Here is a 19526-nt window from a genome sequence, read left to right as displayed (position 1 = left end):
GATAGTTAAATGAAAAAAATATCTTTATTAACAAAAATTATCTTTCATACATCTAATATTGGACTGATTATATTATATCTTTATCCAGGAAGTATTTTAGGCTACCTTGCATATAACGATATTCAAAAACAACCACAATTAACATCAAATTTTATAATATTTTCATCTAATCACGTTTATGCCTTTATTCTTTTGTCAGTTTTGGGTTTAATTTCGCACCATAAAAATAAAGTAAATATTTTATTTTTGTATTTATTTTTTATATCTATTTTTTTGGAATTGTGTCACATTTTAATTCCTCAAAGAGATTTTGAATTTCGTGATTTATATGGAAATTTTCTTGGGGTTTTTTTAATTTTTTTATTTTTTAAATTATTAAGATTTTTTAAACAAATTAAATGATCATAAATTTTAAAATTTTTTTTCTAATAGTTTCTTTTGTATTTATTTCTTCATGTTCTTCTATTCCTCAAAATACTGCTAACAGTTGTAAAATTTTTGATGAAAGATATCTTTGGTATAAACATTCAAAAAAAGTTCAAAAAAAATGGGGTACACCAATTTATATTCAATTAGCAATCATAAAAATGGAATCCGATTTTGATTGGCTAGCCAAACCACCGAGGCAAAAATTATTCAAAGTTATCCCTTTTAAACGTCCATCAAGTTCATTTGGTTATTCACAAGCAGTTAAAGGGACTTGGGAACAATATAAAAAAGAGACAGGAAATAAATTGGCAACTAGAGCAAGATTTAAAGATAGTGTCGATTTTATTGGCTGGTATACAAACAAAACAAAATTAATTTTAAAAATACCTCTAAATGATGCTTTTAAACAGTATATAGCTTATCATGAGGGATGGGGAAATTATAAAGATTATAAAAAAAATAATAAAATAATTAGTTTAGCAAGAAAAGTTGAAAAACAATCCAAAATTTATAAAAGACAACTTATAAAGTGTTCAAATAGATTAAATAAAAATAAATATTTTATTTTTTAAATAATTGTTTGTTTAGCTCAATATCTACAGCATCTATTCTTTTTGTATTTTTTGCTAAAGCTAAATACATTGATGGAGTAACATAAAGAGTAAAAAATGTAGAGATTATCATTCCACCTAAAATTGTTGCACCAACAGCCAACCTCGAACCTTCTCCTGCCCCCGGACCAATATTACCTATGACTAAAGGCATCATTGCTATCATTGTACTCAAAGAAGTCATAATTATTGGTCTGAACCTAATACTACATGCTTCCTTAACTGCTGTTTCAATATTTTTTCCAGTAGTTCTTATTTGATTGGAATAATCAACAATCAAAATACTATTTTTTGTTGAAATCCCAATAAGTATTATAAGAGCTATTTGTGAAAAAATATTTATTGAGGTATTCAAAAAAATTATAAACACTAAACCTCCAAATATAGCTAACGGCACAGTTAGAATTATAATAAAAGGATGTATAAAGGAGTTAAATGTAGCTGCCATTACTAAATATGCTGTTAATAATGCTAGCATAAAAATTATAACTAATTCGTTACTAGTCTCTTTAATTTCCTCAGATTTTCCTTTCCATGAAATTTGATTTTCAGGTGCAGACTCAGCCATAGTTTTTTCTAAAAAGGAAATTGCCTCATTTAAGGTATATCCTTCACTTATATTTGCAGAAATAGTCACAGCTCTTTGTCTATTATATCTTGCTAATTCTTTTGCTGATCCTTCCTCTTTAAATTCAACTAAGTTAGCTAAAGAAATAAGTTTTCCTGATGTTTCAGATCTTACGAAAATTTTGGAAATACCATCTTTATTTCTTCTATCTGACAAATACTGTTGAACAATTATAGGATATTCTTTTCCTAAACGATTAAATGTAGTTATTTTTTTTCCGCCATATAATGTTTCAAGGGTTTTACCAATTGTTTGAGTAGAAATACCTAAATCTTTTGCTTTATTTTTATTTATTATAAGTTTCACTTCTGGTTTATTTCTATTATAGTCAGACTCTATTCTAGATAAATTCTTATTAGATCTTAATTTTTTTATTATACTATTTTGTATTTCCTCTAACTCTTCATAAGTACGTCCGTATATCACCATTTGGACTGGTTTATTATAATTCGAAACTCTTATCGACTGTGGTGAAATTGGAAATGCTACTGCTTGAGGAAGTGTTACGATTTTTCCGATTGCTTCTCTCATTACAGTTTGAGAATCTTTTTTTCTATTTTTCCAGTCATCTAGAAGGGCAATTATAATAAAACTATTAAAGGAATTAGCTGAACTTCCAAATCCAGGTACTCGCATAATAAATCTAGAGTAAGGACTATCATCTGTCTGCAATAAAGGTATTAATCTTTTTTCTACTTCTTGAGCTTTTTCTTGCGTATATTCAAAAGAACTACCTTCATCAGTAAAACCAAGCACCAAATAAGCTCCTCTATCTTCCTTTGGTAATAATTCTTTTTTTGCAAAACTAAATAAAAAAATTGATATCAAAATTATAAATACAATAAAAACACTAACTATTTTTGTTTTATTTATGACGACATCTAATGTCTCTTTATAAAAATTTGAGAAATTTAAGAAAATTTTTTCAAATTTCTTAATTAAATTATTTTTAGAATTTCTCTTTTTTAAAAATTTACTAGCCAACATAGGTGAAAGAGTGAGTGCGACAAAAGACGAGATTATAATAGAAAAGGATAACGCTATTGCTGTTTCTTTAAAAAGGGTTCCTGAAATTCCTTCGATAAAAATTAAAGGTAAAAAAACTGCAATTAAAATTAATGTCGTAGCAATTATAGCAAATGAAATTTGTTTAGAACCTTTGTAAGATGCAATTAAAGGGGTTTCTCCATTTTCTATTCTTCTATATATTGCATCAGTCATTATTACAGAGTCATCTGTAATAATACCTATCGCTAAAATAAAACTTAAAAGAACAAAGATATTTATTGATAATCCAAAAATATAAAGTCCTAAAAAGGACGCAATTAAACTTACAGGAAGAGCAATAGCAGGAACAATTACTGCCTTTAGATTACCTAAAAACAAATAAATTATAATAACTACTAAAATAAATGCAATTACAAGTGTTTTGTATACTTCCTGAATCGCAGCTTCAACATAGTTTGCTCTATTAAATGAAACCCTTAAGTCCAATCCTTCTGGAAGAGATTTTTTTACCTCAGTTATTTTTTTTTTTATATCATGTGAGAGTTCTACTGTTGAAGCACCACTTCTAGCATAAATACCTATTCCAACAGTTTTTAAATTTATTTGATCTTTAGTTTGAGCCTTAAATAAAGTTTTTTCAGAAACGGGTCCAAATTCAATATCTGCTACATCTGATAGTAATATTACTTTATTTGAAGATTTTTTTATCGGTAATTGTTTAATTGTTTTAATGTTGTTATATGATTTATCTAAATTTAAGGTTAAATCAATATTATCTGCCTCTAAAGTACCGGCAGGTAATCTAATATTTTCTCCTTTTAAAGCCTCCTCGACTTCTTGAATTGTTAAATTGTAAGCAGCTAATTTAATTGGATCTACCCAAACTCTAATACTTAATTCTCTAAGTCCACCAACTAAAATTCTTCCAACATTTTTAACACTTGAAAATTGATCAATTAAAAATCTTTCTGCATAATCTCCTAACTCTAAGTCACTCCATGTTTTGGATGAAAGGGATAGCCACATTGTAGTGGTAAAACCTGCAGCTCTTTTTAGTATCTGGGGCGGGTCTGACTCGGCCGGTAAGTTGTCTACAACTCTCGCAACTCTTTCTCTAATATCATTAGCAGCATTGTCTAAATCAATTCTTGTATCAAATTCCACATTGATTGTACTTCTTCCATTTTCAGATTTTGAATCAATATTTTTTATGCCTTCTGCTCCCCCAATAACATCTTCGACTACCTGAGTAACTTCTTGATCGACTATAGAGGCAGCAGCTGATTGATATTCTACCTTTATTTGGACCACAGGTGGTTGGATTCCATCAGGCAATTCTCTTACAGGCAATTTCCAAAAAACAAATATTCCAAAAATAATTAAAATTAGAGACATCACCCATGATACTGCTGGCCTTTTAATGCTTAGTTCTGTTATTGACATTTAATTTTTAATAGGTTTGATTTTACCTTTAGGTCTAACTTTTTTTAGTCCTTCAGCTACAATTAGATCACCAAGACTTAAACCCGAGATTATTTCTACCTTGCCATCTCCTCTTGAACCAATTTTAACTTGGGTTTTATTAGCAATATTATCTTGAGAAACTTTATAAACATAAGAATTTTCCCCCTCCATCATTATACTTGTATCAGGAACACTTAATGAACTTCTTAGATTAAATTTTACACTTATTTCAAGCAAAGATCCTGATAGTAACTCTAAATTTTGATTATTTATTTTAACTCTAGAAAGCAAACTCCTTGTATCAGCATTAATTCTACTTGAAATAAAATCTATGTTTCCCTCAAATACTTTATTTTTGTAACTTGATACTTGAACTTCAACTGGCAAACCTTTTTTTATAAATGGCGCATAGCTTTCTGGAACTTTAATATCTGAAAAAATTAAAGAATTATCGTCTAATGTAATAATAAAGATATTGTCAGAAACAAATATATCTTCAGTTAAACCTGTATAGCCTAAAATCCCACTAAAGGGCGCAGTTATGCTTCCACTCTTTAAATTTAAAATTATATCACCTTTTTTAATTTTATCTTTGAGTTCTATTTGACCAACTACATCATCTTTTCTAATTTTAAAGGTTTTACTTTTATTTGAAATGGCTGTGCCAAAAGTTTCTAATCTTTCATTAAATTCTTCATTGATTACTTGAGTAACAATTATACCTGGAGGTGGTACTTTACTAAATTTGTTTTTAAAATGATTTCCAATCATAGTTCTAGCAATAACAACAATCGCAATCACGAGAAAAAAAATTGTAACAATACTTATAATTTTGGTAGATCTTTTCATCTAAAATTTTCCATATTCGGCCCAGGAGCCATCATATATTTTCGGCAAATATTTATCATTAATTAAAGAATAAGCTAGAGCTAAAACACATGCTGTAACTCCAGAACCACATGTAAATACCACACTATCTGAGGAAATATCTTTTAAATCTTTACTAAATATTTCAATGAGTTCTTTTCTTGATTTAAAAGTTTTATCATCATTTATTAATACATTAAATGGAATACAAATCGAATTTTTAATATTTCCACTTCTAAGACCTTTTCTTGGCTCTTTTACTTCACCCCTAAATCTTTCAATGCTTCTTGCATCAATAACTTTAAAATTTTTTTTTGAAATATTTTCATCAATTTCTTTTTTATCTTTTAATAAATTTCTTATCTCTTTTGCTATATAATTTTTTTTTTTTATATGGGGTAGCTCAGTACATGTAATTCTATTTTCGTTAATCCATTTTTTTAATCCACCATTAAGAACCTTTACTAAATCTGGTTTGTGACCATAATATATAAAATTATACCAACATCTACATGAACTTATTACATCTGAGTTGTCATAAATTACAATTTGATCATTATTATTGATTCCCATTTCAGAAACAATTTTTTCCCATTCATTTAACTCAACCAACATATGAGGCAAATCAGTTTTTTTATTTGAATTCTTATCTAAATCAAAAAAAATCGAATTAGGAATATGTTTATTTTTATACTCCTCATATCCATTTCTATTCGTTAGAGGCATATGCCAAGAGCAGTCAATTATTTTAAAATCATGAAAATTTTTTTCTAATTCATTTGTCTCAATTAATGACATTCAATTTTTTTCTAAGTATTTTTGATGATATTCCTCTGCTTTACAATAATTGTGAATAGAGGAAATTCTGGTAACAACTTTACCTGAAAGTTTTTCATTTATATTATTTAAGATCTTTTTTGCAATTTCTTTTTGATTTTCATTTTCATAAAAAATTTCACTTCTGTATTGTGTTCCATAATCCGGACCTTGGGAATTTAGAGTTGTTGGATCGTGAAATTCAAAAAATTTTTTAATAATATTTTCGTAAGATATAATTTTTGGGTCAAATTCTAACTTTACAACTTCTGCATGATTAGTAGTTCCAGTGCAGACTTCTTTATAAGAAGTATTTGAGTTATTTCCACCACAATATCCAACCTCTGTTTTTTTTATTCCCTCTATTTTACTAAATTTAATTTCTGGACCCCAAAAACATCCTAAAGCTAAAATTGCTATTTCCATTGATAATACTTGAAATTAATTTACTAATTATTCCTATGTTAAGCAAAAATCAATTGGGCTTTTTGTACATGTTTCTATCAATATGTGCATTTTCTTTAATGGATGTAATAGTTAAATGGTCCGTTGAGTACCCTATAGGACAAGTTTTATTTTTTAGAGGTTTTTTTGGTATAGTTTTTTATTTTTTTGTAATTCCTAGGGATAGACTTCATAATTTTTATAAAACTAAGAGACCAGGATTACATTTTGCAAGATGCATTTCAGGATTAATTGCATTAGTAGCAATTTTTATTGCATTAAGAAAACTACCTTTAGCAACTGTTGTTAGTATATCATTTGCGGCCCCAATATTTACAACAATTTTTTCTATATTTTTATTAAGTGAAAAAGTTGGTATCTTTAGATGGTTAGCTGTAATTGTTGGTTTTATAGGTATTTTAATTATAACAGAGCCAGGCATCAGTCAGTTAAATATTTATTATATTTTTCCAATAATTTTTTGTTTAGGGCTTTCATATGTTGCAATTACTATAAGACAGCTCTCTACGAGTGAACCAGTGTGGTTAATTTCTTTTTATTTTTCATTATCTATAACATTGTTAAGTTTTTTTACTATTCCACAAGGCTGGGTAATTCCAAGCTTAGAACATTTCGTTTTGTTATCTTTTATAGGTATTTTTGGTGGCGTTGCTAATTTATGGTTAAGTCAATCTTATAAATATTCAGAAGTTTCATTAGTCACGCCCTTGAAATATTTGGCCCTAGTTTTTGCAATAATTTTTGGATATTTTATCTGGGGAGAGATTCCTACAATTAAAACATTAATTGGAGCTTTTTTAGTTATTATTTCAACATTGATAATTTTTAGAAGAGAAATATACAAAAAAAATATTATTACTTCCAAAACAATTAATGACTAAAGTTCCAAAATATTGGTCTAAAGCAAAAAAATATTTATCGAAAAAAGATAAAAAAATGTCAAAATTGATTAGGATCTATCAAAGCCCTTCAGAAATTATTCTTACTTCTAGAAAAGATATCTTTTACTCTTTATGCAAAAGCATAGTTGGGCAACAAATAAGTGTTTCAGCTGCCAACTCTGTTTTTTTGAAATTCAAAAGAAAATGTAATAATAAGATTAACGCAAAAAAAGTTTACAGTTTAACTTTTAATCAACTAAAAAAATGTGGCTTAAGTCGACAAAAAGTTTTGGGAATAAAAAGTTTATCAAAACAGATTATTAATAAATCTTTTAAACCAAAATTAATATCTAAAATGAGTGATGAAGAGGCGATTATTTATCTTTCCAATTTAAGGCAGGTTGGAAGATGGTCGGCAGAAATGATTTTACTCTTTACTTACAATAGGCCCAACATTTGGCCTGTTCAGGATATAGGACTTTTAAGGGCTATCTCAAAAAATTATAATAAAAAATATTTACCACCAGAAAAATTTGTCAATACTCTTAAAAAAAGATTTTCACCTTATTGTTCAGTAGCTACATGGTATTTGTGGAGAAGCATAGACCCTGAACCAATACAGTATTAACTACCTTCTACTATTTGATGATGTCTAATAACATGACCATTTAGAATATCATGGGCTTCTTTATATTCTTTAGAGTCATAGCATGCTACAGCAGTATTATAATTTTTGAATTCGACAACAACAATTCTAGGTGAATCTATTCCTTCGTTGGTTCTATTTTTTCCACCTCTGACTTGGAATTTACCAGAAAAATTTTCTACGGCTGGTTTAGCTTTTAAAGCATACTCTTTTAGTTTTTCCTTGTTTAAAATTTTCTCATATATACACACCCAATAGCCTTTCATAATTTTCCTTTCATGTTAATCTATCCACTCTTGATAATTATTATAATTATTTTGTAAAAATTTTGGTAGTCGATCTAATGAATATTTTTCAAGTTTACTGCCATCACCTATTTTATTAACTCTTTTATCAACTTTAAGATCATAGATTGCTTGTTTGTTTTTAATTATTTTTTCAATTTCCTTTGTTGTCATAGGATTAACATCAAATTCTCTATGATGGAGATATGATTTTAATTTATACTCAATTTCTTTTGCATTTTTAATGTTTGAAAAATGCCATCCACCATTTTCGACAAATTTAATACTACTATATTTTTTTTTAGAAAATAAAATATCAAATCTTAAAAAAGAATATTTTTTATCTTTTATATTTCTCAACCATTGAGGTGAAATCAAATCCTTTTTTTTACAAGCTTTTGTCCCAGTCCAAATTAGATTAGGTAATTTAAGATTAAATTTGTAGTAAAACATATCTTGTTTAAATAGGATTATTTTTTCTTTAATTTCATCTAAATTTAAATTTTCAAGTCTAGGTATTTCATCAACATCTGAAATTAATATGAGATCATTTTTTTCAGCAATATCTAAACCTTTTTCGATAAAGTTTCTTTGACCATTTTCTCTATATGCGGCATTCATTATATATGCATGATGATCATTGTCTGGATCATTTATATTAATTAAATTATCAGGCTCTTCATCATGGATCAGATAAATTATTTTTTTTTTGAATTTTTCAAATTTTTTATGATTAAATTTTAAATCCCTTTTATCACCTTTGTGAGTGTAAATACTTTCAACTATTACAAAATAATCCACAAAATCATTGAGTGTATTTAACCTTAAATCTAACACCACCTCTTCGTCAAAATACATAAAACAATCAAAAACTTTCATAACAACTTTTAAATCTTTTTTAATTTTTTTTATATGATAAAAAATTACATGGCTGATAAATTAATCATAACTTTTGAAGAATATACTAAAATAGTAGAAAAATTAGCAATTCAAATACATAATAATTATAAACCAACAGTTTTGGTGGGTATAATGCGAGGAGCTGCTCCTATCCTAGATATTTTATCAAGAATTTTGAAACTTCCAATAGCATATATAGTCATACAAAGTTATTCAGGCGAAAGTCTAGAAGACAAACAGGGCCAACTTATGTTTGCTAGAGAAATAAGTTCATTAGCCGATAATAAAGATTTTGCCAAAGTTTTGTTAATAGATGATTTATCAGACACAGGTCTTACATTAAACAAAAGTATTGAATGGCTCAAAAATTATGGGCCAACAAAAAGTTATATTAAAGAAGTAAAAACAGCTTGTTTATGGAAAAAAAAATCATCTACTTTTGAACCTGATTTTTGTCCAATAAAGTTAAATTCTGATCCTTGGATAGTTCAACCTACAGAGCATTATGAAGAACTATCCATAGATGAAATTATAAAAAGAAACTAACAATAGGGCTAGTGAACCTAGCCCTATTAATTTTTTGTTTAACTTACCGCAAAACTAACAACACTTAAAATTGCAATTACCCATATTGCAGGAGAAGTACTTGAAAACTTTCCAGTAAATATTTTGATTAAAGCATAAGAAACAAATGCCAAAGCGATCCCATTACTTATACTATACGTCAAAGGCATAGATATCATTGCAAGAATTGCAGGAGCAGACTCAGATATATCATTCCACTCTATATCAGTTATATTTCTGATAAATAAAACAGATACAAATAGTAAGGCTGCACCATCAATTTGTTTTGGTAAACTAGTTGCGAGTGGGGCAAAGAATATACATGCTAAAAATAATATACCAATTACTAGTGATGTCATTCCAGTTTTTCCTCCAGCTTTTACACCAGCGCCAGACTCAACATAACTTGTAACAGTTGTAGTTCCCATCATTGCTCCAGCAACTGTGCCAACACTGTCAGATAACATAGCTTTATTAATGTCTTGAACTTTTCCTTGTTTATCCACTTTACCAGCAACATTTGCTACAGATGTTAAAGTTCCAGCAGTATCAAAAAAATCGATAAATAATAAAGTAAATATTACAGTAGACATTCCAGCAGTCATTGCAGCAGAAAGATCAAAGTCAAATAAATATGTCATTGGTGGTGGGGAGCTTGCAATACCGTTAAATTTTGCAAGGCCAGTTGCCCACGCGATTATACTAAATGCTAAAATACCAATTATTATATTTCCTTTAACATTCATTTTATCTAAAACAATTATTGCTATAAAAGTTGCACATCCTAAAAGAACAAGTGGATTGCTTAAATCACCTAATTGAACCAATGTTACAGGATTGTCTACAACCACCTCCATTATTTGAAGACCAATAATAGCTAAAAATAATCCAATACCTGCCCCGATGCCTAGTTTAAGACTTTTGGGTATAGAGTTAATCAGCCAAGCCCTAATTGGTGTTAAAGATATTATTAAGAACAATACACCTGCAACAAGTACTGCACCTAATGCCTCTTGTGGCGTGTAACCCATTCCAGCACAAACTCCAAAAGCAACAAAAGCATTGATACCCATACCAGGAGCAAGTCCAATCGGCCAGGTCTTTCCATAAAATGCCATAATGAAGCAAGCCAAAGCTGTGGCTAAAATTGTTGCTGTATATACGGCTCCAAAATCAAAAAAGCCTTTATCTGGTCCAGCAAATTCACCAGATAAAATAAATGGATTTAAAAACATAATGTACGCCATTGTTAAAAATGTTGTTACACCGGCAATTACTTCTGTTTTAAAATCTGTTTTGTGTTTTTTATAATCAAAATAATTATCAAGCATTATTCCTCCTAGTTGTTAAATAATTATTAGATTCTCGAAAATTATACTCTTTTTAATTGACGGTTATTCACACATTTCAACTTATAAGTTTATATTTATGCCTCATTTGTATTGATATTATAAAAAATGAAAAATTTTTATTTATTAGTAATAATTTTTACTACTTTCTTTTTGTTTTCTGGTTGTCAAACAGTAAAAAATAAAACTGATGCTATCGTTGAAAAAGAAAATAAAAGATTAAGTAAATATATTGGAAAACCAAGTGACAAATTAAAAATTGATCTCGGAAATCCTGATGAGGACTTTAAAAATGAAAAAGGTAATAATGAGTTAATATATAAAACAAAAAAATATGGTATTCCTTGTGAGAGAAGATTTGAAGTTGATGCTGAATCTATAGTAATTGGATTTGTTTCGAATGGGTGTTTTTAAATTGCTTGCGGAGATATAACCTCCGCAAGTAGGATTAATTTTTATTTGATTTCAATAAGTTTTTTCTTTTTATGTTCTGGGATTATTCTTTCACAAGAAATTATTAAAAGACCATCTTTAAGCTTAGCATCGCCAACTTTTACGTCGTCCGCAATTGTAAACGATCTAGCAAATTGTCTTTGAGAAATTCCCTTGTGAATTATTTCTCCACTAGAGTTTTTATCTTCTGATTTGTTTACTTGTTTTGTTCTTACAGTTAACAAATTATCTTCAAATTCAACTTCCACATCATCTTTTGAAAATCCAGCTAAGGCAACTTCTATAGCATAGTTATCCTTACCCGTTTTTCTTATATTGTATGGAGGGTAGTTTGATTGCATGGTTAAATGCCCATTACCCAACATACTTTCAAATTGGTCAAACATATCATCAAAACCAATTGAAAAAGGTCTAAGTGAGTTAAATATAGATAAATCTTTACTTGTCATAATATCCTCCTTTGTAAAGCAAGTTTATTTATTGTTAGTCCCATTAGGCAACCAACAGTATTTATATGGGAGCTATTTTATTTTTTTCAAGATATTAAATTTAAATTTTTTTGGAGATCTTTAATATAAATGCATAGTCAAAAGCTATTTCTTCAATAGCACCATCTCTACCTGATTTACCTCCATGGCCCGCATTCATTTCAGTTTTTAATAAAAGCAAGTTATTATCTGTTTTTAAATCTCTTAGTTTAGCTGTAAATTTTGCTGGTTCATCGAACAATACTCTATTATCACTTAAGCTTGTTGTAATTAACATGTGAGGGTAATCCATTTTTTTAACATTGTGATATGGAGCATAAGAGTAAATATAATCAAAATGGTCTTTTTTATCTTTTGCATTCCCGAATTCATCAAATTCTCCGACAGTTAAGGGCAAAGAATGATCTAAATTAGTTGTTAAAGAATCAACAAATGGTACAGCCATAACAATTCCAAGAAATAATTCTGGCGATTGATTTACTACTGCTCCCATTAATAAACCACCTGCTGATCCACCCATGCCAATAATTTTTCCTTTTGATGAATATTTCTTATCAATTAAAAATTTTGCAGCATAGATATAATCTTCAAAAGTATTTTTTTTGTTCAGAAGTTTTCCCTCTTTCCACCACTTCATTCCACGTTCCATTCCACCTCTAACATGTACGGTTACCCAAATAATATCTCTGTCAATTAAACTCAATTTAGTTGAGGAAAAATCTGGCGTCATCGAGCTTCCATATGATCCATAACCATATAAAAGTAAATTTGCTGATCCATCAATTTTTGTTTTTTTATGTCTAGTAATTGTCATAGGAACCAATCTTCCATCATGAGAAGGGCACTCTAATCTTTCGACTATATAGTTCTCCGATTTATGACCAGATGGTATTTCTTGTTCTTTCACTAATTTTTTTTCTTTTGTTTCTAAATTATATAAATAGGTCTTACTTGGTGTTTTAGGGGATGAGTATGACAAGTAAACCAAGTCAGTATTTTTATCTCTTTGTATCAATGAAACTCCGGGGACAATGACAGTCTCATCGGTAAATTTTAATTCCTCCTCAACCCCTGTTTGTCTATTTTTTACAAATAATTTTCCTAAAGCATTCGATTTTTCACCCCTGAGTATCCAATTATTTAAAAATATTAGTCCTCCAATTAAAACTTCATCTTTAGCAGGTATATAATCTTCCCATTTTTGATTTAATAAATCATCACATCTTTCAATCTTAAAATCTTCTGCATTATCATTAGTATGACAATAAAAATATTCATCCCAAGAATTGATAGAATAAATTATACCCTTTTTTCTCTTTTTTATTAACTTTGGATTTGGAGTCTTTTCCGTAACTTTAAAATAATATTGTTCAGATGTGTTATGATCTGACGTTGTTATAAAAAAATATTTTTCATCTGAACTCAAATTTATGCCCACAGTAAATGCCTCACTTTTTTCTTCAAAAATTAGTTCATCATCTTTAACTGATGATCCAATTTTGTGTCTAAAGATTTTTCTTGGTCTATGAAATTCATCCAGTTTTGAGTAAAAAAAATATTTGTCATCTAGACTAAAAGTAATACCTCCACTTGTTTCTTCTATTTTTTCAGTAACTAATTTTCCTGTTGAAATATCTCTAATGTAAATTGTAAAGTATTCAGAGCCTTTTAAGTCTAAGGAATAACCTAAAAGTTTGTCATTGTAACTTACCTCTAAGTCTCCAACACCAAAATATTCAGTCTTTAATTTTTCTTTTTCTTTATCACCATTCCAAATTTCTTCTATTATATCATCTCCAATTTTTTTTCTTAACTTTATGGAATAATTCCCTGCTGTTGTTGTCTTGGTCCAATATTCAAATTCTTTATCTTTAAACTTTAAAGATTCATCATCTAATTTTATTCTACCTTTAATTTCATCAAATAATATTTTTTGGTATTTTTTTGTATCTTTTAAATTATGTTCTGTAAAATTGTTTTCCTCTTCAAGATATTTTCTTACTTCAGGAAGTAATTTGGAATTATCTTTTAAAACTTCAAGAATATTATGTTGGTGAATCCAACTATAATTATCCTCCCAAGTTGTATTGTGACAAGATTTTAACTCTGGTTTCTTTTCAAGTTGTGGTACTTTCATCGTGATACAAATATATGAATATAATAATTTATACAGTAGTTATATTGTTCATTTTTTATTTTCTATTGCGTTTTATTACCAGCATTTCCTCAAAAAAAATTTCAAAAGGTATCAGATTTCTAATTATATTAGGATTAATCGGTTTAGCGATTTTATTTGCTGTTGGTGGAAAATTTCTATTAACTTTACCTTTAACACTAGCAAGTATAGCTTTATTGAAATTAAAGGGTTTGTCTATTTTTCAATTAATATCCCTTTTCAGACTCATTCAAACCCTTAGAAAGTCTGGTCGATTTTCTTTTAATCAATCAAACTCAAATAATGTTTCATCTATATCAGTTTCAGAAGCATATAAAATTTTAAATTTAGATATGAATAAAAAAGTTAGTAAGGAAGATGTAAATAAAGCTTATATAAAAATACAAAAAAAAATTCATCCAGATATTTCCCCTGAAACTTCTAGACTATCATCTATAGTTAATGAAGCTAAAGATATCGTTTTAAACGATATATCTTAATCTATAATCTCTATAAATTTTTCAAAAATTTTTTGTGGATCTATTTTTTCTTTACCTAAAGTATTATGTGACACTGTTTTTTCTCCATCGGGAATTATTGGAAACATTTTTGTACTATAGTTTCCATAAATTAAGGGTGTATCAGCCATTAAAGTAATTGTTTTAATACCTAAAGCTGAGGATAAATGACTAAAGCTCGAGTCGTTACAAATAGATACATTACAACTCTTTATCAATGGTAAAATTTCACTAATAGGTAAATCATCTAAACGTGTACAAAAATTTTTAAATTTAGACTGCAAAATTATATTTAATATTTCTTGTTCTTCATTTGCTTTACCAGTCGCAAGAAAAAAATTACAACTTTTTATACTTGATATTTTATCAATTACACTTAAAAAAGTTTTTGCAGGAATTCTTTTTGTAGGTCCAGAGCCACCTATACCTAGGAGAATATTTGTCTTATTTTTATCTATTTGAAATTTTTGTACTGCTTTAGAAATTAAATCATTATCAATTTGTACTTCAGGATCTTCATCAACATCTAAATCCAAATTTGTTTTTAAGAATCTTTTAGGAACCTCAGTTATGTGTTGTTTGGTTTTTGTGAATAATGGATATTGGTAAATTTTTGGAATACCAGAAATTTTAGCAATTAAGTTAAATCTTAAAGATGAATTAAAAATAAAAATTTTATCAAAATTATGTTTTTTTAAATCTTTAGCTAAATTAAAAATACCAAAAAAACCACCATGCCTATTATTCGTTTTATTATCTCTTTCTAAGATAAGGATTTTGTCAATATAATCAGTTTGATGAAGAAATTGATGAGCTTTTGAGCTTTCTTTTATAAGTAAACTTATAGGTGTATTAAATTTTTTTGAAACCGCCTTTATAAAAGGTAAAAAAATTACTGTATCCCCAATCCCCATTCTATTTTGAACTGCTAAAATTTTCATATGGTATTTATAAACTTTACTGAGTATATTTTTATATAAATTTTTATTATGACAAAAATAAGTGGGATATTTGCAGCTACGATGTCTGTTTTAAATTCTGATTTAAGCCTAAATGTTGAAAAAACAATAGAACATGCTGAAAAGTTGGTTGATCAAGGCTGTCATGGAACTGCAATATTTGGAAGCACAGGACAATCTCAATTGATATCAGTTGCAGAAAAAATTGAAATGTTAAATAAGCTCGCAAAAAGCAAGTATAAAGATAAGCACTTAATTGGCACGGGGTTAAATTCTTTAACTGAGACAATTAATTTTTTAAAGATTGCAACTTCGCTAAATTTTACTAAATTTCTAATTATGCCTCCGGCGTATTATAAGTACAGTGATACAGAGGTAATAGAATTTTACTCAAAAATAATTAAGTCGATACCAAAATGTAAAATTGTTCTTTATAATTTTGAAAAACTTTGTGGATATAAATTTAGTATAGACTGTATAAAAACACTTGTAAAAAAATTTCCTGAACAGATAGTTGGCGTAAAAGACAGCTCATATAACCTGTTTGAAAATTTAAAATTAGACAATTTTTCTATTTTTCCTGGCTCTGAACTTAAATTATTGAAAGGCTTAGAATTAGGATGTGCAGGAATAATAACCGCCACATGTAATGTTACAGCTGAATTATCTAGAAAGGTTTATGACGATTTTTATTTAGGAAACGAACAATTTTATAATCACAAATTATGTAGTGTAAGAGAAGCGTTCGATAAATATAATCTAATTTCTGGATTACATACCTATTTTTCAAAAGAAGACGAAATTTATAAAAATATTTTACCTCCTTTGAGTTTATTAAATAAAACTGACGAACAAAATTTATTAAAAACTTTGAAAGATCTAAATTTTTCAAACAAATCACCTTTGGCGGCCTAAATGCAATTAGCTAGATTTTTAAATAAAATTTTTACAAAAGGTGGTTTTATACTCACCGATGCAAATAATAAGGATTATATTATTGGCAACCCAAAAGAAAATCCAATCAAATTAAAAATTTTGAATTCAAATCTTCATTATAAATTATTATTTCATCCTGATTTATATTTTGGAGAAGCTTATACAGATGGAGAAATCATCATTGAAAATGGAACTTTGACAGATTTTTTAGATCTAGCATTGATGAACATAGGTAGAAGAGAACTTAATTTTTTTAGTTACCTAATTAATAAAGTAAGAGGCTCTTATAGATATCTTACGAATTTTAATTTTATAAAAAAATCTAAAATGAACGTCTCTCATCATTACGATATTAAAGATGATCTATATGATTTATTTTTAGATCCAAAAAGACAATATTCTTGTGCATATTTTAGAAATGAAAATGACAGTCTAGAAACAGCTCAAAACAATAAGATACAGCATATTATAAAAAAACTAAATATTAAACCTAATCAAAAAGTTTTAGATATTGGTTGTGGATGGGGTTCATTAGCAATTGATATTGCTAAAAGTGCAGGATGTGAAGTAACGGGTATTACGCTTTCGGAAAATCAGTTAAATTATTGTAATCAAAAAGCAAAAGAAATGAATTTAGAAAATCAAGTAAAATTTAAATTAATGGATTATAGACAACTTAATGAAAAATTTGACAGAATAGTAAGTGTTGGAATGTTTGAGCATGTTGGAAGAAAATTTTATAAAAAGTTTTTCAATCAAATAGAAAAATTACTTAAAGACGATGGCGTGTCATTAGTACATACAATTGGATCTGTCAATCCTCCAAGAGACCCTCATCCATGGATTACTAAATATATTTTTCCAGGCGGTTACACTCCAAGCTTGAGCGAAGTAACTACACCAATAGAAAATGCTGGTTTAATAGTTACAGATATTGAGGTTTTGAGGCTTCATTATTCTCATACCTTAAGACACTGGAAGGAAAATTGTATAAAAAATAAAGATAAAATTATTAAAATGTTTGATGACAAGTTTTTTAGAATGTGGGAGTTTTATCTTGCTGGTTGTGAAATGGCATTTAAGTGGGGCGATCAAGTTGTTTATCAATTTCAACTTACAAAAAATTATAGATCAACACCTGTGACTAGGGACTATATTTATCAATAAATAGTTGATAGTATTAGTCTTTCTCTAAATGAAAAAAAAAAGAAAAAAAAATAGAAAAAGAAAAAAAATTAAAAAAAAATCTTTAATTTTCAAAAAAATTAAAAAACCTAATAGTAAAAAGAAAAAATCAAAAAAACTTTTAAAATCTAAATTTAAAAAAAATAGAAAAAGAAAATCTCAAATTAATAAAAAGTATGTTTACTCAAAAAAAGCAAAAAAGGATACCTTAGCTTTAAGATTAGTAAAATTTCAATTAGCCTTAAAGCCTGAATTCAATTTTAGGCTAAATCTTAATTTTGAAAAATATATACAAAGTTTCTTTGATAAGATTTCTGAAACGATTTCAAATTATAAAACTTTAAAACATGATGAAAAAAGAAGATTAAGATTGGAAAAAATTGAAAATGATAGAAAAGCTAAATTAGCTGAAGAAAAACAAAAAAAATATGAGGATGCTTTAAAATTAAGACTAAAAGAACAAGCTTTAAGAGAAGAAGCTAGATTAGAAAAGCAAAGGACAAAAGATATCAAATTGTTTTTGAGAAAAGAACAAGCTCTTCTAAGAATTGAACAAGCAGAAAAACAGAAGCAATTTTTAAAACAATTAAGATTAGATAAACAAATTGAAAAATTTAGAATTCGTGAGGTCAAGGAGCTAGAGAAATTAGAAAAAATTTCATTAAGAGAAAAAAGAGAAGATTACGCTGGATTACAAGAAAGAATTGATAAATTAAAAGAAAAATACAGAATTATCAGAGATCAAAAAATCAAAGAAAGAGTAGAGGCTTTAGGAGTAAAACTACAAGGTAATGAAGATAGAGAAACTTTATTAATTAAAGAAAAAGAGTATACTTTAGCAAGACAAAAAGTTGAATTCGCTTTAGAAAGTTTTTATAGAAGTGCGAGTAGTTTGGTATTTCAACTTAATAAACGACATATTACAAGAAATATGTCAATATTTCGTTGCATAGACAGAAGATTTGAAACTGGTGAAGTATTTATCAAGTGGGATGAGACTGACGATGAGGATTGGTTGCTACTTATTTATATTAAAAACAATTCACCAGATGAAGGAATTATAATTGAAGATAAAACAAATCCAGAACAAAACATTTCCCATGAGTTTAGGAATGTAGATATTTTTAAAGCTTCAGACACAATGGTTGACTCTTTAACCCAATTAATATCTAGACAAAGAGATAAAAATAATAATTAACCATTGGTTAGTTTATAGGTATTATGAGCCATGGTTTTAGGTACAACTTTTATAATAATTCTTTTTTTGATTTTAAAATATACTTTAGCATGGATTAATTATTATAATGATTTAGATCCAAGACTTGGAGATAGTACTTGGAGATTTACTTATGATTATCCAGTAGTTGGGGAAAGGGATATCTCAGATTTAGATGATAAAGATTTTGTAAGGCTGAGAAGAAAAAAAAATAAAATCGTGTTGTTTATGTATTCGATTGTTTTAATTATGTTTGTATCTTCTATGTCTTTACTCAGTAAATTTTTATTGTTTTTCTTTAGTTGAATTTAATTGTTTTTTATTCTTAAGATATAAAAAATATGCAACAATTTCATAGCCAAAAGAGAATAAATTAAAAATTATTGGTAATTTAAAAAAGTTATATAAAAATTTGTATTTAGGTATTTTTTTCCATAATAAAAGAAAAGCTTGTGCTCCTTGTAAAATTTTTTCTCCTTCTTTTATATGAAGTCTTCGCAAGAGTTCTTTACTAGATTTAGAGGTTTCTTTTTCTGCAACAATATTATTTGTAATATCAACCCAACTTATTTCTTGGATATTTTCTTTTTTATATAAGTCAATTTCTGCCTTACAAATTTTACAAGAATTATTAAAATAAACTTTCATACTAGTTAATTATTTACTTGATAATCTAATCATGTATATGCGTAAAATACACATAT

22 protein-coding genes are annotated in these 19526 nt (G+C 27.6%); 11 read left to right on the top strand and 11 right to left on the bottom strand.

Annotated features, from left to right (window positions below):
• Window positions 1–9: 9 nt before the first annotated feature.
• Window positions 10–402, top strand: coding sequence for a hypothetical protein (locus AMN70_RS05270; RefSeq protein ID WP_075502490.1), 393 nt, complete (start codon window positions 10–12; stop codon window positions 400–402).
• The gene (locus AMN70_RS05265; protein WP_075502488.1) at window positions 399–1001 is read left to right on the top strand and encodes a transglycosylase SLT domain-containing protein; all 603 of its coding nucleotides are present in this window, start codon (window positions 399–401) and stop codon (window positions 999–1001) included. The genes AMN70_RS05270 and AMN70_RS05265 overlap by 4 nt, the downstream gene beginning before the upstream one ends.
• Here the strand turns inward: AMN70_RS05265 and AMN70_RS05260 are convergent.
• The 4 genes from AMN70_RS05260 to msrA are packed head-to-tail and all read right to left on the bottom strand — an operon-like array spanning window position 991 to window position 6249.
• Window positions 991–4119 (bottom strand): efflux RND transporter permease subunit, encoded by a 3129-nt coding sequence (locus AMN70_RS05260; protein ID WP_075502486.1) that lies wholly within the window; start codon window positions 4117–4119, stop codon window positions 991–993. The genes AMN70_RS05265 and AMN70_RS05260 overlap by 11 nt on opposite strands.
• Window positions 4120–4989 (bottom strand): efflux RND transporter periplasmic adaptor subunit, encoded by an 870-nt coding sequence (locus tag AMN70_RS05255; protein ID WP_075502484.1) that lies wholly within the window; start codon window positions 4987–4989, stop codon window positions 4120–4122.
• The gene (locus tag AMN70_RS05250; RefSeq protein WP_075502482.1) at window positions 4990–5805 is read right to left on the bottom strand and encodes a sulfurtransferase; all 816 of its coding nucleotides are present in this window, start codon (window positions 5803–5805) and stop codon (window positions 4990–4992) included. It lies immediately after the preceding gene.
• A complete protein-coding gene (gene msrA, locus AMN70_RS05245) occupies window positions 5806–6249 on the bottom strand; it encodes a peptide-methionine (S)-S-oxide reductase MsrA (protein ID WP_075502480.1) in 444 nt (147 codons plus the stop codon).
• Between the two features lie 35 nt (window positions 6250–6284).
• On the opposite strand from msrA, the gene AMN70_RS05240 reads away from it, so the two are divergent.
• Window positions 6285–7169, top strand: coding sequence for a DMT family transporter (locus tag AMN70_RS05240; RefSeq protein ID WP_075502478.1), 885 nt, complete (start codon window positions 6285–6287; stop codon window positions 7167–7169).
• Window positions 7162–7797 (top strand): DNA-3-methyladenine glycosylase family protein, encoded by a 636-nt coding sequence (locus AMN70_RS05235; protein ID WP_075502476.1) that lies wholly within the window; start codon window positions 7162–7164, stop codon window positions 7795–7797. Before AMN70_RS05240 ends, AMN70_RS05235 begins: the two co-directional genes overlap by 8 nt.
• On the opposite strand, the gene AMN70_RS05230 is transcribed toward AMN70_RS05235, so the two are convergent.
• Both AMN70_RS05230 and AMN70_RS05225 read right to left on the bottom strand, forming a co-directional pair.
• Window positions 7794–8081: a DUF1330 domain-containing protein gene (locus tag AMN70_RS05230; RefSeq protein WP_075502474.1), complete on the bottom strand. Its 288-nt coding sequence runs from the start codon at window positions 8079–8081 to the stop codon at window positions 7794–7796. The genes AMN70_RS05235 and AMN70_RS05230 overlap by 4 nt on opposite strands.
• A 15-nt stretch (window positions 8082–8096) precedes the next feature.
• A complete protein-coding gene (locus tag AMN70_RS05225) occupies window positions 8097–8978 on the bottom strand; it encodes a glycosyltransferase family 17 protein (RefSeq protein ID WP_075502472.1) in 882 nt (293 codons plus the stop codon).
• A 33-nt stretch (window positions 8979–9011) separates the two neighbouring features.
• On the opposite strand from AMN70_RS05225, the gene AMN70_RS05220 reads away from it, so the two are divergent.
• Window positions 9012–9545 carry a phosphoribosyltransferase gene (locus AMN70_RS05220; protein WP_075502469.1) on the top strand — a complete coding sequence of 178 codons (534 nt, stop codon included), beginning with the start codon at window positions 9012–9014 and terminating at the stop codon, window positions 9543–9545.
• A gap of 38 nt (window positions 9546–9583) precedes the next feature.
• On the opposite strand, the gene AMN70_RS05215 is transcribed toward AMN70_RS05220, so the two are convergent.
• Window positions 9584–10894: an NCS2 family permease gene (locus AMN70_RS05215; RefSeq protein ID WP_075502467.1), complete on the bottom strand. Its 1311-nt coding sequence runs from the start codon at window positions 10892–10894 to the stop codon at window positions 9584–9586.
• A 126-nt stretch (window positions 10895–11020) separates the two neighbouring features.
• Here AMN70_RS05215 and AMN70_RS05210 point away from each other — a divergent pair, with 126 nt between their 5' ends.
• Complete coding sequence (locus tag AMN70_RS05210; protein WP_075502466.1) at window positions 11021–11326, top strand: hypothetical protein; 306 nt, start codon at window positions 11021–11023, stop codon at window positions 11324–11326.
• A gap of 41 nt (window positions 11327–11367) precedes the next feature.
• Here AMN70_RS05210 and AMN70_RS05205 read toward each other — a convergent pair whose 3' ends face one another.
• On the bottom strand, window positions 11368–11814 hold the full coding sequence (locus tag AMN70_RS05205) for an Hsp20 family protein (protein ID WP_075502464.1): 447 nt from the start codon (window positions 11812–11814) through the stop codon (window positions 11368–11370).
• 100 nt (window positions 11815–11914) lie between these two features.
• A complete protein-coding gene (locus AMN70_RS05200) occupies window positions 11915–13990 on the bottom strand; it encodes a S9 family peptidase (RefSeq protein ID WP_075502462.1) in 2076 nt (691 codons plus the stop codon).
• Between the two features lie 14 nt (window positions 13991–14004).
• Between AMN70_RS05200 and AMN70_RS05195 the strand changes: the two genes are divergently transcribed.
• Entirely contained in the window at window positions 14005–14508 is a 504-nt protein-coding gene (locus AMN70_RS05195) for a J domain-containing protein (RefSeq protein WP_075502460.1), read from the top strand.
• Here the strand turns inward: AMN70_RS05195 and AMN70_RS05190 are convergent.
• Window positions 14505–15467 (bottom strand): glycosyltransferase family 9 protein, encoded by a 963-nt coding sequence (locus tag AMN70_RS05190; RefSeq protein ID WP_075502459.1) that lies wholly within the window; start codon window positions 15465–15467, stop codon window positions 14505–14507. The genes AMN70_RS05195 and AMN70_RS05190 overlap by 4 nt on opposite strands.
• Window positions 15468–15515: 48 nt before the next feature.
• On the opposite strand from AMN70_RS05190, the gene AMN70_RS05185 reads away from it, so the two are divergent.
• The 4 genes from AMN70_RS05185 to AMN70_RS05170 are packed head-to-tail and all read left to right on the top strand — an operon-like array spanning window position 15516 to window position 19128.
• The gene (locus AMN70_RS05185) at window positions 15516–16400 is read left to right on the top strand and encodes a dihydrodipicolinate synthase family protein (protein WP_075502456.1); all 885 of its coding nucleotides are present in this window, start codon (window positions 15516–15518) and stop codon (window positions 16398–16400) included.
• Window positions 16401–17588 (top strand): SAM-dependent methyltransferase, encoded by a 1188-nt coding sequence (locus tag AMN70_RS05180; protein WP_075502454.1) that lies wholly within the window; start codon window positions 16401–16403, stop codon window positions 17586–17588.
• Between the two features lie 28 nt (window positions 17589–17616).
• Window positions 17617–18804, top strand: coding sequence for a DUF4670 domain-containing protein (locus AMN70_RS05175; RefSeq protein ID WP_075502453.1), 1188 nt, complete (start codon window positions 17617–17619; stop codon window positions 18802–18804).
• A gap of 30 nt (window positions 18805–18834) precedes the next feature.
• Window positions 18835–19128: a hypothetical protein gene (locus AMN70_RS05170; protein ID WP_075502451.1), complete on the top strand. Its 294-nt coding sequence runs from the start codon at window positions 18835–18837 to the stop codon at window positions 19126–19128.
• On the opposite strand, the gene AMN70_RS05165 is transcribed toward AMN70_RS05170, so the two are convergent.
• Entirely contained in the window at window positions 19108–19470 is a 363-nt protein-coding gene (locus AMN70_RS05165; protein ID WP_075502450.1) for a DCC1-like thiol-disulfide oxidoreductase family protein, read from the bottom strand. The two genes, AMN70_RS05170 and AMN70_RS05165, sit on opposite strands and share 21 nt — an antisense overlap.
• Window positions 19471–19526 lie beyond the last annotated feature (56 nt).

It is taken from the genome of Candidatus Pelagibacter communis (assembly GCF_001179925.1).
Lineage (GTDB): Bacteria > Pseudomonadota > Alphaproteobacteria > Pelagibacterales > Pelagibacteraceae > Pelagibacter > Pelagibacter ubique_E.
This window is presented reverse-complemented; position numbering and strand designations above follow the sequence as displayed.

Bases quoted from the DNA above. Each gene is read 5' to 3' on its own strand.
- AMN70_RS05270 (WP_075502490.1), top strand. From the start codon at position 10: ATGAAAAAAATATCTTTATTAACAAAAATTATCTTTCATACATCTAAT.
- AMN70_RS05265 (WP_075502488.1), top strand. From the start codon at position 399: ATGATCATAAATTTTAAAATTTTTTTTCTAATAGTTTCTTTTGTATTT.
- AMN70_RS05260 (WP_075502486.1), bottom strand. From the start codon at position 4,119: ATGTCAATAACAGAACTAAGCATTAAAAGGCCAGCAGTATCATGGGTG.
- AMN70_RS05255 (WP_075502484.1), bottom strand. From the start codon at position 4,989: ATGAAAAGATCTACCAAAATTATAAGTATTGTTACAATTTTTTTTCTC.
- AMN70_RS05250 (WP_075502482.1), bottom strand. From the start codon at position 5,805: ATGTCATTAATTGAGACAAATGAATTAGAAAAAAATTTTCATGATTTT.
- msrA (WP_075502480.1), bottom strand. From the start codon at position 6,249: ATGGAAATAGCAATTTTAGCTTTAGGATGTTTTTGGGGTCCAGAAATT.
- AMN70_RS05240 (WP_075502478.1), top strand. From the start codon at position 6,285: ATGTTAAGCAAAAATCAATTGGGCTTTTTGTACATGTTTCTATCAATA.
- AMN70_RS05235 (WP_075502476.1), top strand. From the start codon at position 7,162: ATGACTAAAGTTCCAAAATATTGGTCTAAAGCAAAAAAATATTTATCG.
- AMN70_RS05230 (WP_075502474.1), bottom strand. From the start codon at position 8,081: ATGAAAGGCTATTGGGTGTGTATATATGAGAAAATTTTAAACAAGGAA.
- AMN70_RS05225 (WP_075502472.1), bottom strand. From the start codon at position 8,978: ATGAAAGTTTTTGATTGTTTTATGTATTTTGACGAAGAGGTGGTGTTA.
- AMN70_RS05220 (WP_075502469.1), top strand. From the start codon at position 9,012: ATGATAAAAAATTACATGGCTGATAAATTAATCATAACTTTTGAAGAA.
- AMN70_RS05215 (WP_075502467.1), bottom strand. From the start codon at position 10,894: ATGCTTGATAATTATTTTGATTATAAAAAACACAAAACAGATTTTAAA.
- AMN70_RS05210 (WP_075502466.1), top strand. From the start codon at position 11,021: ATGAAAAATTTTTATTTATTAGTAATAATTTTTACTACTTTCTTTTTG.
- AMN70_RS05205 (WP_075502464.1), bottom strand. From the start codon at position 11,814: ATGACAAGTAAAGATTTATCTATATTTAACTCACTTAGACCTTTTTCA.
- AMN70_RS05200 (WP_075502462.1), bottom strand. From the start codon at position 13,990: ATGAAAGTACCACAACTTGAAAAGAAACCAGAGTTAAAATCTTGTCAC.
- AMN70_RS05195 (WP_075502460.1), top strand. From the start codon at position 14,005: ATGAATATAATAATTTATACAGTAGTTATATTGTTCATTTTTTATTTT.
- AMN70_RS05190 (WP_075502459.1), bottom strand. From the start codon at position 15,467: ATGAAAATTTTAGCAGTTCAAAATAGAATGGGGATTGGGGATACAGTA.
- AMN70_RS05185 (WP_075502456.1), top strand. From the start codon at position 15,516: ATGACAAAAATAAGTGGGATATTTGCAGCTACGATGTCTGTTTTAAAT.
- AMN70_RS05180 (WP_075502454.1), top strand. From the start codon at position 16,401: ATGCAATTAGCTAGATTTTTAAATAAAATTTTTACAAAAGGTGGTTTT.
- AMN70_RS05175 (WP_075502453.1), top strand. From the start codon at position 17,617: ATGAAAAAAAAAAGAAAAAAAAATAGAAAAAGAAAAAAAATTAAAAAA.
- AMN70_RS05170 (WP_075502451.1), top strand. From the start codon at position 18,835: ATGGTTTTAGGTACAACTTTTATAATAATTCTTTTTTTGATTTTAAAA.
- AMN70_RS05165 (WP_075502450.1), bottom strand. From the start codon at position 19,470: ATGAAAGTTTATTTTAATAATTCTTGTAAAATTTGTAAGGCAGAAATT.